This window comes from Halorubrum sp. CBA1125 (genome assembly GCF_009742825.1).
GTDB lineage: Archaea > Halobacteriota > Halobacteria > Halobacteriales > Haloferacaceae > Halorubrum.
Map to the genome: position 1 here is coordinate 1 of NZ_WPCE01000057.1, position 15,049 is coordinate 15,049.

Here is a 15,049-nt window from a genome sequence, read left to right on the forward strand (position 1 = left end):
CAACTGAACCAGTAGGAGTCGGGGTCGCTGTGTTCGAACTCGTTGCCGCACTCTTCACACCGGAAGTCCGGGTCGTGGCTGTCGAGTCTGACCACTTCCTTTACTGTCTGCAGCACGACATGATGTCTACTCGGACGTGTATCTCTCCAGACGGGTATACCTCAGACTGGGCTTCAGACGCCGTAATGACTGACTATCGTCGTGTGAGATTTCGCCCGCCACTCGCGGAAAAATTGACGATCGGGTCTCCGTTCCGGTGAAATAGGATCTGAATCGGCGACTTCAGATAGCTAAGTTCCCGCGGCGTCCGTCATTCGACGGCGTCCCGCCGGAGTTCGATGTTCACGTCGAATCCCCCCGACTCGACCGCGAAGCAGATCCGTTCGAGCGTCGTCTCGTACACCTTGTAGTGGTTGCCCTCCTCGTCGATACGCGTCTCCTCGGCCAGGAGGTCATACTCCTAGCAGACGTCGATGTAGCGATAGACCGTCGGCTGTGACACCGACAACCGCGCTGCGAGGTCCTCCGCGGACATCGGCTCCTCGTCGGCGAGGGCCAGGATACCGCGTATCTCCTCACGCCCGAACACGTCGAAGACGGTCTCGGGGTCCCACTCCTTGGCCACGCCGGATCCGACGCCGCCAGACGGTTAAACGTCAGGTTGCGTCCGAAAACAGTGCTTGCGGTCCTGTCACGAACGTCGTGCGAGATACAGCGGTTGTCTGTGGGAAACGGCTATCGTTCGTTTCGGGACGGCAGAAAATCACGTTAGACGGCCGGGGATCGGCCGTTATAATCTACTGGCAGTCGTCCGTCTACAGTTCGATCGGGTCCTGGCCGGGTGCGAGGCGATCGTTGAGTTCGTCGAGGTCGAGTTCGAGGCCCAGACCCGGGCCCTCGGGGACCTGGATCCGACCGTCCTCGATGAGCGGGTCGCCGACGTAGAGGTCGTCCCACCAGTCGACATCGCGAGCGTGCCACTCGAGGACGAACGCGTTCGGCACGGTCGCGCAGGCGTGCACGCTCGCGATTGTGCCGACCGGGCTGGCGACATTGTGTGGCGCCACCGGGACGTCGAAGGCGTCGGCGAACGCGGCGATGCGACGGAACTCCGAGAGCCCACCACACTTCTGGATATCGGGCGCGGCGATGTCGAGGGCACCCTCAGTGAGGAAGGGGACGAAGCCTTCGACGCGTGTGAGGTTCTCACCGGCGAGGATGGGCGTCGACGTGGCCTCGGTGACGCGCCGGTGGGAGTCCGCGTTCTCCGGCGGGACCGGGTCCTCGAGCCAGGCGACGTCGTACGTTTCGAGCTCCCGCGCGACGCGTTGAGCGGTCTCCACGTTGAAGTTCCAGTGGAGGTCGAACGCGAGCAACGGGTCGTTCCCGATACGTTCGCGGACCGCCTCGACGACGTCGATTTTGTGCTGGACGGCGGCGTTCGAGAGGCGGCGGGTCGCCGTATCCGCGTCGCCAGCGGCGACGTCGAGGTCGAACTTGAGTGCATCGAAGCCGTCGTCGATGACTGCCTCGGCTGCGTCCGCATACGCTTCGGGTTCGTACGCTTCGAACGACTTCGCGGATCCTTCGTCAAGGTGGGCGCCAGCGTGACTGTCACAGTAGATGCGAATCTCGTCGCGGTATTTCCCGCCAAGGAGTTGATAGACGGGGAGGTCGACGAGCTTTCCGACGGCGTCCCAGAGCGCAGTTTCGATGCCGGAGACGGCCGCCTGCGAGAACCCAGCGCCGCCGGCGAGTCCGGAAAGAAGCTGCGTCATGTGCTCGGTCAGACGCTCGACGTCGTACGGATTCTCGCCCACCAGACCGGGTTGGAGGTACTCGATGTGTTCGCGGAGCGGGCCATTGTACGCTTCCCCGACGCCAGTGACGCCGGCGTCCGTCTCCACGGTAATGATGTTCCACGGGAAGTTCCCACCGACGACGTGACAGGTGATGTCGGTGATTTCGACGTCGCGACTCGGATCGCGCGACATCTCGGGGTCGCTGAGGTCGCGCCACTCGATTCCGCCCTTCATCTCCGCAACGAGGTGATGGTATTTCGAGTCCGGCATTCTACGGAACGTCAATCTCTCGCAGTATATAAATTGATTCAGTCACGGAACGGAGGAGTCTCTCCGTCGAATTGTGGAATCACGAATGAGATGTTTGGGAGGAGAAGAGAGGAGAGGTCACACTATTCTCCCGCCCTACTCGTTCGGTACGAGGAGTCGTCTGACAATTAGGGTCGTTGGCGTACTCACGCGGTGGATTCGCTGATGGTATCGTGACCGCGGACACCGGCTCCGAGAGCGACGGCGAGACCGACGACGCCGACCCCGACGATGGCGTAGTGGTAGCGAAACGCGAGTCGAAGTGACCGCTGGGATAGTGCCGGGCCGCCGAAAAAGACCGTCGTAAGCCGGTCACCGAGTACCGGAACGGCCAGTAACGCGTCGAGTACCTGCTGGCCCGTGTCGAACGCGACCTGATCCCACGGGAGCAACAGCCCCGACACGACGTACACCGCGACGAGCGGCACTGCCAACAGTCCCCCGACAGCGTAGACCGGTCTGTACACGACACCGAGAATCACGGCGAGCGGCACCGTCAGGCTTGCACCGACTGCGAGAAGCAGTCGAAGAGTCTCGGCGGTCCCGTCGGACGGCGGAACGACCAGGAGCAGTACGTCGAGACACAGGAGCGTGCCAATGAACCCGGTAAACGACCACGCTGCCCAGCGTAAGGAGCCCTCGCGTTCGAAACGCCACTGCATAGCTGGTGGCCCGACCGCAACTCGCCTATACTTTGTGTTCCCCACTACGGTCGCCCGGCTGCTTCACACGCGACCCTGTCACTCGCGGACCCGCTCGATCTCGCGGCGGACCCCCTCGCGCACGCGGTCGGTGACGTCGTCGGCCCGCCCGTCGTCTGTGACCTCCGCGTCCTCCGTCTCCACGAGCCGGTCGAGCCGCCGCTCGAACTCCCGCTCGTCGATCTCGCCGCGGGCGTAGCGCGTGCGGAGGGCGTCGAGGGCGGGGTCGGTCTCGGCGTCGGCCGCGTCGTCCCGGTCCGGGAGCGGCTTCGTCAGGGTGTGGAGCACGGGGAGCGCGACGAACAGCCCGACGAACCAGACCAGCGGGAGCGACCACCAGACGCCGGTGAGAAACGGGGCCGCGACGCCGCCGCCGACGACGAGGAGCGCGAACACCCGCCGCCACCGGTGACGGAGGTTCCACGCGATCCGCCGCGCGAGGCCGGTCATGGTCGTGGCGACGGCGGCGAGCGGGATATCGGTTTCGTCGCGGTCGCGCGTCGGGCGCCCGGCGCGGGCGCGGCGGCCCGACTCACGCCGCTAGGGACCCGACTCACGCCAGTTCGAAGACGAGTCGGTCGCCCGGATCGACGCCGTTGCGGTCGCTCCAGCCGCGCGGGACCTCCAGGACGTACTGTCCCCGCCCGCGGTAGCGCGTGAGCGACCCCGACTCCGGGTCCGCCTCGTGGACCCGGGTGACGGTGCCGTTCGGGGCGACGAACACGATGTCGAGCGCGAACGTCATGCCGCGCATCACGTACGCGTGTTCGCCCGACTCGTCGTGGACGAACAGCATCCCCTCGTCGGCGGCGAGGTCGTCGGTCGCGGAGAGGCCGACGTACTGCTTTACGAGCCCGTCGGCGACGCGGGCGTCGACGGTCGCGAGCGTCGCGTTCGTCTCCCCGTCGACGGCCGTGACGGTCGTCTCCTCGTAGTCGCCGACGAGCAGCGCGGGGTTCGCGACGGCGACGCCGGCGGCGAGGAGACAGGCGGCGGCGATCACGGCGACAACACCCAAGAGCCGGCGGTTCACGGCCGTGGTTGGCGGGGGAGAAAGAAACCGTTTTCCGCTCGGGGCGGCTTCGAAGGGTGAGGGCTCGTGGTCTAGCTGGTTATGACGCGGCCTTTACAAGGCTGAGGTCGGCGGTTCGAACCCGCCCGAGCCCATTTCTGGGACGAACGAAGTGAGTCACAGAAATGTATGCGAGAGCGGATTGAGCCCTGAAAGACGCAGCGTCGAGCGAAGCGAGACGACCGTCTTTCTTCGGTTCGAACCCGCCCGAGCCCATCTTCTGCGGCGAGCAACGTCGCGAGCCGCAGGTGTGGCGGGGCGCGGTTCGATCCAGGGAACGGAGCGAGCGAAGCGAGCGGAGTGAGTGAGGTTCGAACCCGCCCGAGCCCATCTTTAGTCGTACTCGTAGAACCCCCGTCCCGACTTCTTCCCGAGGTCGCCGGCCTCGACCTTGCGCTTGAGGAGGTAGGCGGGCTTGTAGCGGTCGCCGAGTTCGTCGTGGAGCGTCTCGCTGGCGTCGAGCACGACGTCGAGGCCGATGTGGTCGGCGAGCTCTAAGGGTCCCATCGGGACGTTGGTGCCGAGTTTCATCCCGCGGTCGATGTCCGTCTTGGCGGCGACGCCCTCGTCGTAGGCCCGGATCCCCTCGTTGACCCACGGCATCAGGATCCGGTTGGTGACGAAGCCGGGCTTGTCGTCGGCCTCCCACGTCTCCTTGCCGAGGTCCTCGGCGAACGCGTGCGCGAACTCGACGACGGCGTCGGCGGTCCGCTCCCCGACGACCACCTCCACGCCCTTCATTATCGGCACGGGATTCATGAAGTGGAGCCCGACCACGTCGCTCGCCCGGTCCGTCGCGTTCGCGATGGTCGTGATCGACAGCGTCGAGGTGTTCGTCGCGAGAACCACGTCCGGGTCCGTCACCGCGTCGAGGTCCGCGAACACCTCGCGTTTCACGTCCACGTCCTCGACGACGGCCTCGACCGCGACGTCGGCGCCCGCGAGGTCGGCCAGGTCGGTCGTCCCCGCGATCCGGTCGCGGACGGCTCCCGGCGCCTCGTCGAGCGCGCCCTTCGCCGCCAGCCGGTCCAGGCTGTCGGCGACGCTCTCTACCCCGCTCTCGACGTACGCCTCCTCCACGTCGCGCAACACGACCTCGTAGCCGGCCGTCGCGGCGACCTGTGCGATACCGCTTCCCATCGTGCCCGCGCCGACGACGCCGACGACGTCGATATCGGATAGCTCCCGCATGCGAACAGTTGCCGCGCCGGGCGTGGTAAGTATTGTGAACCACCCGACGGGGCCCCGTCGCGATCACCGATCGCCGGGGGTGTACGCCCGGTGGTCGGTCTCCTCGAGGGGGACGGTCGCCGTGACGGTCGTCCCGGTCGACTCGCTCGACTCGAAGGAGACGGAGCCGCCGATCGTCTCCGCGCCCCACTTCACGAGCCAGAGCCCGAGGCCGCTTCCGTGTCGGAGCGCGCTCTCGGTCCCCGACTCCAGCACCTCCAGCTCGTACTCGTCGATCCCGGGTCCGTTGTCGCTCACGCACACCCGGGCGTGCTCGTCGTCGACCGTCGCGGTCACCGAGACGCGCCGTCGCTCGGCGTCGTTGTGTACCACGGCGTTCTCGATCAGGTTGTTCACGACGACGGCGAGCGCCTCCGGGACCTCCGGGTTCGCCTCGGGCAGCTCCAACTCGAAGGCGACGTCCGGGAACGCGTCGCGGGCGCGACGAGGGCCTGTTCGAGGAGGTCCACGAGCGACGACCGATACTGGCTGTTCATGGCGTCTTCGAACAGGTCGATGGCGTCGCGGCCCTTCTCGCTGATCTCGACGATCCGCATCGTGCGCTGTCGTATCGTCTCGGCGGTGTCGTCCGCGGTGCGCTCGGCGTACCCCTGGATGATGTTCGCCTCGGTCCGGATGTTGTGTCGCAGCACGCGGTTGAGCACCTTCAGCCGCTGCTGCTGGCGGAGGTACTGCGTGACGTTGTGGAGGGTGAACACGTGGCCGAGGGTCCGTCCGTGCCGGTCGGTGAGCTCCGTGACCGTCACGTCGTACGACTGCGACGTGGACTCGGTCCCGACGGTGAGGTAGTCGCGGCCGCCGTCGGGCTGGAACGACCCGTTCGGGAGGATGTCGGAGGCGGACGACCCGAGCGCCCGGTCGGGGTCGATCCCGAGGATGTCGGCGCCGCTCTCGTTGATCTCGACTATCGTGTCGTGGCCGTCGACGACGACGGCGCCCTCGTGGATGTGGTCGAATAAGTACTCCCTGGCGCGCCACGTGGGGGCCGGATTCGCCCCGAACATCCGGAACCGGTCGATCGCCCCGAGGTAGGCGACGCCGGAGACCGCGAACGCGATCGGCGTCGGGTCGATACCCGACGGCGAGACGAGTCCCAGGTTGTAGACGATGTTCGCCGCCCACGGGGTGGTGATCCCGACGAGCAGCGCCGCCGACTGGCCGCGAAACGCGGTCGCGCGGCTCGACAGCAGTTCGAGTATCGGGGCGATCCCGAGCACCCCGAGCAGGTAGGTGTACGCCGCGCTCACGCCGTACCAGACGCCGCCCTGTTCGACTATCACGGTCCCGTCGGGGGCGACGCCCGCCTGTCGGACGGTGAGGAGGTCGTGGTACGGAACGGTCGCCGCGAGGACGACCGTGAGCGCGGGGACGAGCGACAACAGCGCGACGTTCCGGCGCGTAATGTACTGGTCGCGCCCGGTGTACTCCAGCGCGAACAGGACCCACGCGACGGGGATGATCATGACGCCGACCCAGCCCGCTCGCGTCCAGAACACCGCCTCCGCGGCGGTCTCCGCGGAGAGCCTGAAGACGATACACGCCGACCACCACGACTGGCCGATCAGCAGCCACACCAGCGGCGTCGCGCCGGGGTTGGGCCGCGCCCGCCACGCCAGGATCGCCGCACTGGTCCCGATGGCGACCGAACCGAACAGAAGGGGGACGATGATCGACATCGGGGCTCCGTGACGGGGTAACGGGGGCGGGATATATGAATCACCCGACGATCGACGACAAAAAACGAGACTGTGTCAACCTCGCGGAAGCGGTCTCCGCGTCGGGACGCGGAGCGCGCTCAGATGCCCGACGTGAAGGCGAGCAACAGCGCGAACACCACGAGGTGTTTGGCTTCCCCGGCGATGGCGAGCCGGCCCGGAACGGCCGACCGGCCCACGAACCACGCGAGGACCAGCGCGTAGCCGAGTCCGACGAGGATCGCTCCCGCCACCGCCGCCGTCAGGGGACCGAACGCGAGCGAGAGCCCGACGAACGCGACCAACCACAGGTCGAGCCCGTACAGGACGTGTCGCGTGCGGCGGACCCCGAGGACGACCGGGATCGTGGAGACGCCGTCGGCCTGGTCGGCCGCGATGTCTCGCACGTTCGGGATCTCGGTGTTGACGAACGTGTCGACGAGGAAGTACACGAAGACGACGCCCGCCAGCGGCGTCACGGCGGCGTCGGCGAACGCCAGCGGCAGGCCGACGACCGCGATCGCCCACGCGGCGGCGACGATCGTCGAGTTCACCACCAGGATCTGTTTCAGCCGCTTGAAGTAGGTCCCGAGCGTCGGGAACCACTCGGACGCGTAGAGGATCCAGAAGCCGCCGGGGAGTAGCGTGATCGCGAGCGCGAGCGGGCCGCCGGTCAGCGAGATCGCGACCGCGATCCCGTACGCACCCGCCGTGAGCACCGACAACAGCCGCCGGTGGCGCACGACGAACGCGCTGCGCTCCGGGCTGGATATCGCGTCGACCTCGGCGTCGGCGATCCGGTCGCCGGCGTACACCGAGAAGGTGACCAGCCCCACGACGATCGGGGCCGGATTCAGCGGGAGCGACAACACGACGTGGACCGTGAGGACCTCGACCATCGCGATGAACACGAGGTACGCCGAACTGTACGTCAGAACGTCTTTGACTCGGTACCCGACGTCGACGAGCGACGCGGGTACGCCGACGCGCCGCTGGACTGTCTCGCCTGCGACGGCCGGTGAGTCGTTGGTTTTGCTAGCCATGGGTTCGAACGGCGGGCGGCCGCCGATCCGGTCGACGACCGTCGCCGTGTCGACTATCGAGCTACAATTTCCTGAAACGATGGGTCGAACTGGCCGGTTTTCCGGATCACCGACCGGTTTCGCACCCGGATCGAAGCGTGACCGCCGGTTTCGCGCCCGGATCGAAGACCGTCTCCCCGCGCGCCGATCGTGTGAGTTCGTCGAGCCGCTGTCGTGTCGGGACGATTATTTACTATTTAGATAGTAATGTATGTGGATCATTTCGCGGAGAGAGCGCGCGTGGACCGACGAGACGCGGGTTCGGTGGCAAGTCGGGCACACGACCATAGCCCTTTTTGGTAACGTAACTGGAACTACAGACGATGCTCCCAACTGCCGACGACTCGATCTCCCGAGACGGAAAGTCGCTCATCCTCGCGTACGATCACGGGCTCGAACACGGGCCCGTCGACTTCGAGCCGAACCCGGCGACGGCCGACCCCGAGCGGCTGTTCGAGTTGGCCACCCACGACGCGGTCACCGCGCTGGCCGTCCAGAAGGGACTTGCCGAGGCGTTCTATCCCGACTACGCGGACGACGTCAACCTGCTGTTGAAGCTGAACGGCACCTCGAACCTCTGGATGGGCGAACCCGACAGCGCGGTCAACTGCACGGCGGAGTACGCCGCCGGCATCGGCGCCGACGCGATCGGCTTCACGGTCTACGGCGGCTCCAACCACGAGGTGGAGATGGCCGAGGAGTTCCGCGAGGCCCAGGAGGGCGCTCGCGAGCACGACATGGGCGTCGTCATGTGGTCGTACCCGCGCGGCCAGGGCGTGAAGAACGACACGAGCTCCGGCACGGTCTCGTACGCGGCCCGGCTCGGACTCGAACTCGGCGCCGACGTGGTGAAGGTGAAGTACCCGGGCTCCGCCGAGGCGATGGGCGAGGCCGTCCGGATGGCCGGCCCCACGAAGGTCGTCATGTCGGGCGGGACGATGCGCGACGACGAGGCGTTCCTGCGGAACGTCGCGAACGCCATCGACGCCGGCGCGCGCGGGCTCGCGGTCGGCCGGAACGTCTTCCAGCGCGACGACCCCGAGCGCATCCTCGACGCGCTGGAGGCCGTCGTCTTCGACGAGGCCGACCCGGCCGCGGCGCTGGCGGCCGCCGAGAGCGCCGACTGATGGCCGACGCCGACTCCGCCTCCGAGGAGGACACGACGGTCGAGGCGGTCTTCGACGCCGTCGCCGAGACCGCCCCGGCGATCCGCGCCGCCCTGCCCGGCCGGCGCGTCGAGAGCGGCGCGGAGAACCCCTCCGGCGAGACCGCGCTCGCGGCCGACGTCTACGCCGACGAACTGCTCGCGGAGGCGCTCGCCGCCGTCGACGGCGTCGGCTCGTACGTCAGCGAGGAGCGCGAGGCCGCCGTCGACGCCGGCGGCGCGGTCGACGAGGACGCGTACGCGGTCGCGGTCGACCCCCTCGACGGCTCTTCGAACCTCCGGTCGAACAACGCGATGGGGACCGTCGTCGGCGTCTACGACGCCCCCCTCCCGACGACCGGCCGCGACCTCGTCGCCGCCGGGTACGTGCTCTACGGACCGATCACCACGATGGTCGTCGCCGACGCCGACGGCGTCCGCGAGGAGGTGATCGAAGGCGACGGCGAGGGCGGCGTCGACCGGTCCGTCACCGAGCCGGACCTGACGCTCCCCGACGACCCGGTCGTCTACGGGTTCGGCGGGCGCGTCCCGGACTGGCCGGCGGACTTCACCGCGTACGCCCGCGAGATCGAGCGGGAGCTGAAGCTCCGGTACGGCGGCGCCATGGTCGGCGACGTGAACCAGGTGCTCACCTACGGCGGGGTGTTCGCGTACCCGGCGCTCGTCGACGCGCCGGACGGGAAGCTCCGGCTCTCGTTCGAGGCGAACCCCATCGCCTACATCGTCGAGCGCGCCGGCGGGCGCGCCTCCGACGGCGCGTCGCCGATTCGCGACGTCGACCCGGACGGGCTCCACGACCGCGTCCCGCTGTACGTCGGCAACGCGGAACTAATCGAGCGGCTGGAGGCGGCGCTCGCGTAAGCGGGGCGGATCTTCCCGTCGGCTACGCGTCGTCCGTCGTCTCGGCGGTCAGCTCCTCGGCGACGATCGCCGGGTCCATCAGGGCCGGGTCGATCGCGAGGTCGGCGATCCCGGCGACGAACTCCGGGAGGGACCGGTCGGCGTACGTCACCGCGAACACGTCCGGATTCAGCTCCTTGGCGACCGGGATCCCGGTCGCCTCGTCGACGTCTGTCAACACGAAGTAGGCCGCCCGCTCCACCCCGGCCTCGCGCAGCGCCTCGGCGGTGACGAGCCCCTCGATCCGGTTGACCGCGACGCCGAGCGCCGCGAGCTCCTCGCCGAGCCCGTAGTCGTCGGGACCGGCGACGATCGCCAGCCGAGGCTCGTCCGTGGCGGTCTTTCGGTCCGTGTTCGTCTCGCTGTCTGTGACCGTCTCATCGCCTGTAGCCGTCTCGCCGTCGGCAGGGGCGTCCCCCGCCATCACTCGTACTCGATCGTCGCGGGCGGTTTGTGGGTGACGTCGTAGACGACGCGGGCGACGTTCTCGTTCTCGCCGGTGATCCGGCTCTGGATCCGCTGGAGCGTGCTCCAGTCGATCTCCTGGGCGCGGGCGGTCATCCCGTCGCGGCTCTCGACGGAGCGCACCGCGACCACCCAGCCGTGCACGCGGTTGTCGCCTTTCACGCCCGTCGCCTTGCCGAGGACCGCGGCGAACGCCTGCCAGGGGTCGTACTCCTCCAGTTCCTCCTCGACGACGTGGGTCGCCTCGCGGGCGACCGCGGCCTTCTCCGGCGTGACCTCGCCGACGATCCGGACGGCGAGCCCGGGACCGGGGAACGGCATCCGCTCGGAGATGATCTCCTCGAGGCCGAGCGCGCGCGCGACCTCGCGGACCTCGTCTTTGTACAGGTCGCGTACCGGCTCGACGATCCCCTCGAAGTCGACGACCTCGGGGAGGCCCCCGACGTTGTGGTGGGACTTGATGTTCCCCTCCGACTCGATCCGGTCGGGGTAGATCGTCCCCTGGACGAGGTAGTCCGCGTCGACGTCGCGCGCGACCGCCTCGAACTCGTCGATGAACCCCTCGCCGATCACGTGGCGCTTCTCCTCGGGGTCGGTGACGCCCTCGAGCCGGTCGAAGAAGCGCTCTTGCGCCTCGATCACCCGCAGCGAGTCCATGAACGAGAAGGTGTCTCGGATCTCCGCGGTCTCGCCCTTCCGCATCAGCCCCGTGTCGACGTAGACGGGGGTGAGCCGGTCGCCGATCGCCTCGTACGCGAGCGTCGCGGCGACCGAGGAATCGACGCCGCCCGATAAGGCGATCACGGCGTTCGCGTCGCCCACCGCCTCGCGGATCTCGGTCACCGCCTCGTCGATGAACGCGTCCGTCTCCACCATCTATAGCCTCACGTCCGCGTTCCGTTCGGTTGTGTCCGTCGATCCGAGCGCGGCCTCCACCAGGGCGACGAACGGCGGGCTCGCGCGGTCCGGCCGCGACCGGAACTCGGGGTGCGCCTGCGTCCCGAGGAAGAACGGATGGTCCGCGCGTTCGAGGATCTCCATCCGGTTGTCGGCACGTCCGGAGAAGACCAGCCCGTCGGTCTCCAGGTCGTCGATGTACTCGGGGTTCACCTCGTAGCGGTGGCGGTGCCGCTCCGTACAGGAGTCGGCGTCGTACACCGCCGCGGCGAGCGTGCCCGGCTCGATGTCGGTCTCGTGTGCGCCGAGCCGCATCGTTCCGCCCATGTCCTCCGTCTCGTACTGTTCGGGCAACAGGTCGATCACGGGGTGGGGGGTGTCCGGGTCGATCTCGGCCGAGTGGGCCCCCTCCAGCCCGAGCACGTTGCGCGCGTGTTCGACGACCGCCATCTGGAAGCCGAGACAGAGCCCGAGGAAGGGGACGCCGTTCTCCCGGGCGTACCGCACCGCCTCGATCTTCCCGTCGGTCCCGCGGGAGCCGAACCCGCCGGGGACGACCACCGCGTCGGCCTCCGCGAGTCGCTTTTCGTGTTCCTCGCGGGTCTCGTCGGCGTCGACCCACAGCACGTTCACCTCCGTCTCCGTCTGGATCCCGGCGTGTTTCAGCGCCTCGTGGATCGACATGTAGGCGTCTTCGAGGGCGTACTTGCCCACGAGCGCGACGTCGAGCTCGCGGTCGCGGTCGCGGGTGACCAGCTCGCGCCACTCCGTCGAGCGCTCCGCCTTCGGGAGCGCCTCGTCGGCGAGCCCGAGCCGCTCCATCACGTACTCGTCTAACCCCTCGTCTTCCACCATCAGCGGGACGTGGTAGATGTCCTCGACGTCGGGGTTCGAGAAGACGGCGTCCGTCGGCACGTCACAGAACAGCGCGATCTTCTCTTTGGTGTCCGGCTCCAGCGGGTCCTCACAGCGCCCGACGAGCACGTCTGGCTGGAGGCCGATGGATCGGAGTTCCTTCACCGAGTGCTGGGTGGGCTTCGTCTTCTGCTCGCCGTTCTTCGAGTAGGGGACGAGCGTGACGTGGGTAAAGAGGATGTCCTCGTCGTCCTCCTCGTGGGAGAACTGTCGGAGCGCCTCCAGGAAGGGCATCGACTCGATGTCGCCGACCGTCCCGCCGATCTCGACGAGGCAGACGTCGGAGCCCTCGGCCGCCTCGCGGATGCGTCGCTTGATGTCGTCGGTGACGTGCGGGATGATCTGGACGGTCTTACCGAGGTAGTCGCCCGCGCGCTCGCGCTCGATGACGTGCTCGTAGGTCTTCCCCGTGGTGACGTTGTGGTCGAACGTCATGTCGGTGCCGAGGAAGCGCTCGTAGTTGCCGAGGTCTAAGTCGACCTCGCCGCCGTCCTTGAGCACGTACACCTCGCCGTGTTCGTACGGGTTCATCGTCCCGGCGTCGACGTTGAGGTAGGGGTCGACCTTCACCGCGGTGACGTCGAAGCCCGCGTTCGCGAGGAGACGACCGGTGCTGGCGGCGGTGATGCCCTTGCCCAGCCCGGACATCACCCCGCCCGTGACGAATACGAACTTCCGACCCAGCGACGGGTCGTACCCCGTGTCGGGATCTGCTGGCATATCGACCGTCCGTCAGGGCCCGGCAAAACCGTTTCGGACCCTCCGTTTCGGGTGGACGATCGTAATCGTTCGCCAATAGGTGTGGAGTAGTGGTGGCCGGGACACGGGACGGTGACAGGAGCGGTGGTGAGGACGCAGCCCGGCGGGAGTCACAACAGAGCAAAAAGTACACACGGGACGCGGACGCACGTCCCGGTCGCCCCATGAACTGGTCCCCGGTTCCTCCCGCGGTCGCGGCCGTCGCGGCGGCCGCGATCAGCGTTGCGCGTCGCATCGCACCCCTCATCTTGGAGTCGTCCATCGACATTCCCGGACCGGGCGCGCTCAGCCTGTACGCCCTCGGCGGGCGCGCCGTCTCGTTCGTCCTCGTCTACGGGCTGCTCCTCGGCGTCGCGTACCGAGTCGGTCGTCGCGGCGGCGACGCGCTCGACGTCGGCGCGACGACGCTGGCCACCGGCGCCGTCGGCGGACTCGTGTACCTCGTCGGTTCCGGTGCGGTGCTGCTGTGGACCGGTCCCAATCAGGACGTGATCGTCGCTCTCGGCGCGCTGGGGTCCGCGGTCGGCGTCGGCGTCCAGTTGGCGGTCGTCGCGTTCGCCGGACTCGCGCTGGGACGGTCTCGGCGGTAGCCCGCGATCCGTTGCGTGCACTGAACGATGCCGGATTCGCCCTCATGCCCGGCACGCTGCCGGACGCACCGAAGACGACACGCCCCACGCGAGCCCTGCCGCTCGTGGAAACGCTGCGGGACGAGAAGCGCGGAATCCCCTTACGCGGCCTGCACCGACTGCGCCTTCTTCCGGGTGACGTAGCCGGCGATCCGGTTGCGGACGCCCTTCGACTCGACGGTGGTCAGCGCGGTGACGCTCTCCTTGTTCGTCTCGAAGTCCGTGTTGAACGAGTCGGGATACCGCTCCAGCAGGGCGTTCCCGATCTGTTTGATGTACTTGGGTTTGATGGCCATACCGGCGCTACCGCCGGGCCGAACTAAAAGGGTTCGTTCCGCCGCGAGCGGCCGTGAGTCGGTGACAGACGGGTCCGCTCACTCGGGTTCGTCGTCTCCCGCCGCTCGCTCCCGCCACCCGGTGACCGCGTCGATCCGGGCGAACGCCTCGCGCTCGGCGGGACCGCCGCACCGCTCGACCACGTCCGCGAAGTACCGCAGTCGGTCGAAAATCGCCTCCGTGTCGAACGCCGGCACGTCCAGCCGGGAGGCGGCCACCGTCGCGTCGACGACCGCGCCGAACCCGCGGTTCACCGTGGGGACGCGCTCCGCGCGGACCGCGCTCTCGACCGGGTCGAGCGCCCACGTCCTCACCACGGTGTCACCGTCCGTCTCGCGGGCGACCGCCTCGACGCGCACCTCGACCCACGCGTCCGCCGCGTCGAGGACGGGGTCGTCGGCCTCGCGGACTGTGAGCGCCGCGTCGACGAACGTCCGCGGGTCGGTCGTGAACTGCACGACGCCGCGTCCGCGCTCCGTGAAGTTCCGCCACGTCCGGGTGCGTCCGTACGTCCGTGCGGTGACCGGACCCGTCGGGGTCTCCGGCGCGTGGAGCCCGAGCGCGGCGACGTTCCACCGGTCGTTCGGCCCGCGCGTCGTCACGACCGACTCGGTGACGCCGCGCAGCGGGACCGGCCAGCCCTCCGGACGCGTCCCCAGCCAATCCCCCGACTGCGCCCGGTCGGACGCGGTGCCGGTTCGGTCGTCGCCGCGGTTTCCGTCGCTGTCGCCGTCTGCGTCGTTGTCGTCGTGTGCGTCGCGTCCGTGGTTGTCGTCGCGTCCGTGGTTGTCGTCGCGTCCGTCGTCGCCGCCGCCACGTCCGTCGATCATGGCGTCACCTCCGCGCCACGGCGGAGCGCAACGTAGAGGGCCGCACACGTGATGTCCGCGGTGGTCCCGGGGTTGATCCCCTCGGCGACGAACGCGTCCGCCAGCGGCTCCGCGTCGGCGAGGTCGACCGCGTGGACCGCGTCGGCGTCCACGTCGACGTCGTCCGACTCGCCGCCGGTGTCGCCGGACGACCTCCCATCTCCGGACGACCCGCCACCGAGGAGCGCGGCCGCCCGCGCGCT

General features: G+C 68.3%; 17 protein-coding genes, 1 tRNA gene and 1 pseudogene. 4 read left to right on the forward strand and 15 right to left on the reverse strand.

Annotation, left to right across the window (positions count from 1 at the left end; all coding sequences use genetic code 11):
• Window positions 1-460: 460 nt before the first annotated feature.
• The 5 genes from GJ633_RS18240 to GJ633_RS07325 form a co-directional block, all read right to left on the reverse strand.
• The gene (locus GJ633_RS18240) at window positions 461-625 is read right to left on the reverse strand and encodes a winged helix-turn-helix domain-containing protein (RefSeq protein ID WP_156588289.1); all 165 of its coding nucleotides are present in this window, start codon (window positions 623-625) and stop codon (window positions 461-463) included.
• 190 nt (window positions 626-815) lie between these two features.
• Entirely contained in the window at window positions 816-2,072 is a 1,257-nt protein-coding gene (locus tag GJ633_RS07310; RefSeq protein ID WP_156588290.1) for a mandelate racemase/muconate lactonizing enzyme family protein, read from the reverse strand.
• A gap of 185 nt (window positions 2,073-2,257) precedes the next feature.
• A complete protein-coding gene (locus GJ633_RS07315; RefSeq protein WP_156588291.1) occupies window positions 2,258-2,773 on the reverse strand; it encodes a hypothetical protein in 516 nt (171 codons plus the stop codon).
• Window positions 2,774-2,851: 78 nt separating this feature from the next.
• Complete coding sequence (locus GJ633_RS07320; protein WP_156588292.1) at window positions 2,852-3,262, reverse strand: SHOCT domain-containing protein; 411 nt, start codon at window positions 3,260-3,262, stop codon at window positions 2,852-2,854.
• A gap of 103 nt (window positions 3,263-3,365) precedes the next feature.
• Window positions 3,366-3,845, reverse strand: a complete 480-nt coding sequence (locus tag GJ633_RS07325; RefSeq protein ID WP_321168957.1) for a DUF192 domain-containing protein — start codon at window positions 3,843-3,845, stop codon at window positions 3,366-3,368.
• A 60-nt stretch (window positions 3,846-3,905) separates the two neighbouring features.
• Between GJ633_RS07325 and GJ633_RS07330 the strand changes: the two genes are divergently transcribed.
• Window positions 3,906-3,979: transfer RNA gene (locus GJ633_RS07330), tRNA-Val, on the forward strand.
• 238 nt (window positions 3,980-4,217) lie between these two features.
• Here the strand turns inward: GJ633_RS07330 and GJ633_RS07335 are convergent.
• The 4 genes from GJ633_RS07335 to GJ633_RS07345 form a co-directional block, all read right to left on the reverse strand.
• On the reverse strand, window positions 4,218-5,075 hold the full coding sequence (locus GJ633_RS07335) for a 3-hydroxyacyl-CoA dehydrogenase family protein (protein ID WP_156588293.1): 858 nt from the start codon (window positions 5,073-5,075) through the stop codon (window positions 4,218-4,220).
• A 63-nt stretch (window positions 5,076-5,138) separates the two neighbouring features.
• A complete protein-coding gene (locus GJ633_RS17715; RefSeq protein ID WP_231741276.1) occupies window positions 5,139-5,522 on the reverse strand; it encodes a sensor histidine kinase in 384 nt (127 codons plus the stop codon).
• Window positions 5,468-6,811, reverse strand: a complete 1,344-nt coding sequence (locus GJ633_RS07340) for a histidine kinase N-terminal 7TM domain-containing protein (protein ID WP_231741277.1) — start codon at window positions 6,809-6,811, stop codon at window positions 5,468-5,470. Before GJ633_RS07340 ends, GJ633_RS17715 begins: the two co-directional genes overlap by 55 nt.
• A 119-nt stretch (window positions 6,812-6,930) precedes the next feature.
• Entirely contained in the window at window positions 6,931-7,872 is a 942-nt protein-coding gene (locus tag GJ633_RS07345) for a UbiA family prenyltransferase (RefSeq protein ID WP_156588294.1), read from the reverse strand.
• A gap of 362 nt (window positions 7,873-8,234) precedes the next feature.
• Between GJ633_RS07345 and GJ633_RS07350 the strand changes: the two genes are divergently transcribed.
• Complete coding sequence (locus GJ633_RS07350) at window positions 8,235-9,038, forward strand: class I fructose-bisphosphate aldolase (protein WP_156588295.1); 804 nt, start codon at window positions 8,235-8,237, stop codon at window positions 9,036-9,038.
• Entirely contained in the window at window positions 9,038-9,937 is a 900-nt protein-coding gene (locus GJ633_RS07355) for a class 1 fructose-bisphosphatase (protein WP_156588296.1), read from the forward strand. Before GJ633_RS07350 ends, GJ633_RS07355 begins: the two co-directional genes overlap by 1 nt.
• A gap of 22 nt (window positions 9,938-9,959) precedes the next feature.
• Here GJ633_RS07355 and GJ633_RS07360 read toward each other — a convergent pair whose 3' ends face one another.
• Genes GJ633_RS07360 through GJ633_RS07370 form a run of 3 tightly spaced genes read right to left on the reverse strand, consistent with a single transcriptional unit; the run spans window position 9,960 to window position 12,973 of the window.
• Window positions 9,960-10,400: a CTP synthetase gene (locus GJ633_RS07360; RefSeq protein WP_231741278.1), complete on the reverse strand. Its 441-nt coding sequence runs from the start codon at window positions 10,398-10,400 to the stop codon at window positions 9,960-9,962.
• The gene (gene guaA / locus GJ633_RS07365; RefSeq protein WP_156588297.1) at window positions 10,400-11,317 is read right to left on the reverse strand and encodes a glutamine-hydrolyzing GMP synthase; all 918 of its coding nucleotides are present in this window, start codon (window positions 11,315-11,317) and stop codon (window positions 10,400-10,402) included. Before guaA ends, GJ633_RS07360 begins: the two co-directional genes overlap by 1 nt.
• Window positions 11,318-12,973, reverse strand: coding sequence for a CTP synthase (locus tag GJ633_RS07370; protein WP_156588298.1), 1,656 nt, complete (start codon window positions 12,971-12,973; stop codon window positions 11,318-11,320).
• A gap of 203 nt (window positions 12,974-13,176) precedes the next feature.
• Here GJ633_RS07370 and GJ633_RS07375 point away from each other — a divergent pair, with 203 nt between their 5' ends.
• Window positions 13,177-13,602, forward strand: coding sequence for a hypothetical protein (locus tag GJ633_RS07375; RefSeq protein ID WP_156588299.1), 426 nt, complete (start codon window positions 13,177-13,179; stop codon window positions 13,600-13,602).
• Between the two features lie 140 nt (window positions 13,603-13,742).
• Here the strand turns inward: GJ633_RS07375 and GJ633_RS07380 are convergent, their stop codons facing one another.
• The 3 genes and pseudogenes from GJ633_RS07380 to GJ633_RS07390 form a co-directional block, all read right to left on the reverse strand.
• Window positions 13,743-13,937: a 30S ribosomal protein S17e gene (locus tag GJ633_RS07380; protein WP_156588300.1), complete on the reverse strand. Its 195-nt coding sequence runs from the start codon at window positions 13,935-13,937 to the stop codon at window positions 13,743-13,745.
• A 78-nt stretch (window positions 13,938-14,015) separates the two neighbouring features.
• Entirely contained in the window at window positions 14,016-14,807 is a 792-nt protein-coding gene (locus GJ633_RS07385; RefSeq protein ID WP_231741279.1) for a DUF447 domain-containing protein, read from the reverse strand.
• Window positions 14,804-15,049 (reverse strand): annotated as a pseudogene (locus GJ633_RS07390) (triphosphoribosyl-dephospho-CoA synthase); the annotation flags it as partial. The gene GJ633_RS07385 and the pseudogene GJ633_RS07390, both read right to left, overlap by 4 nt.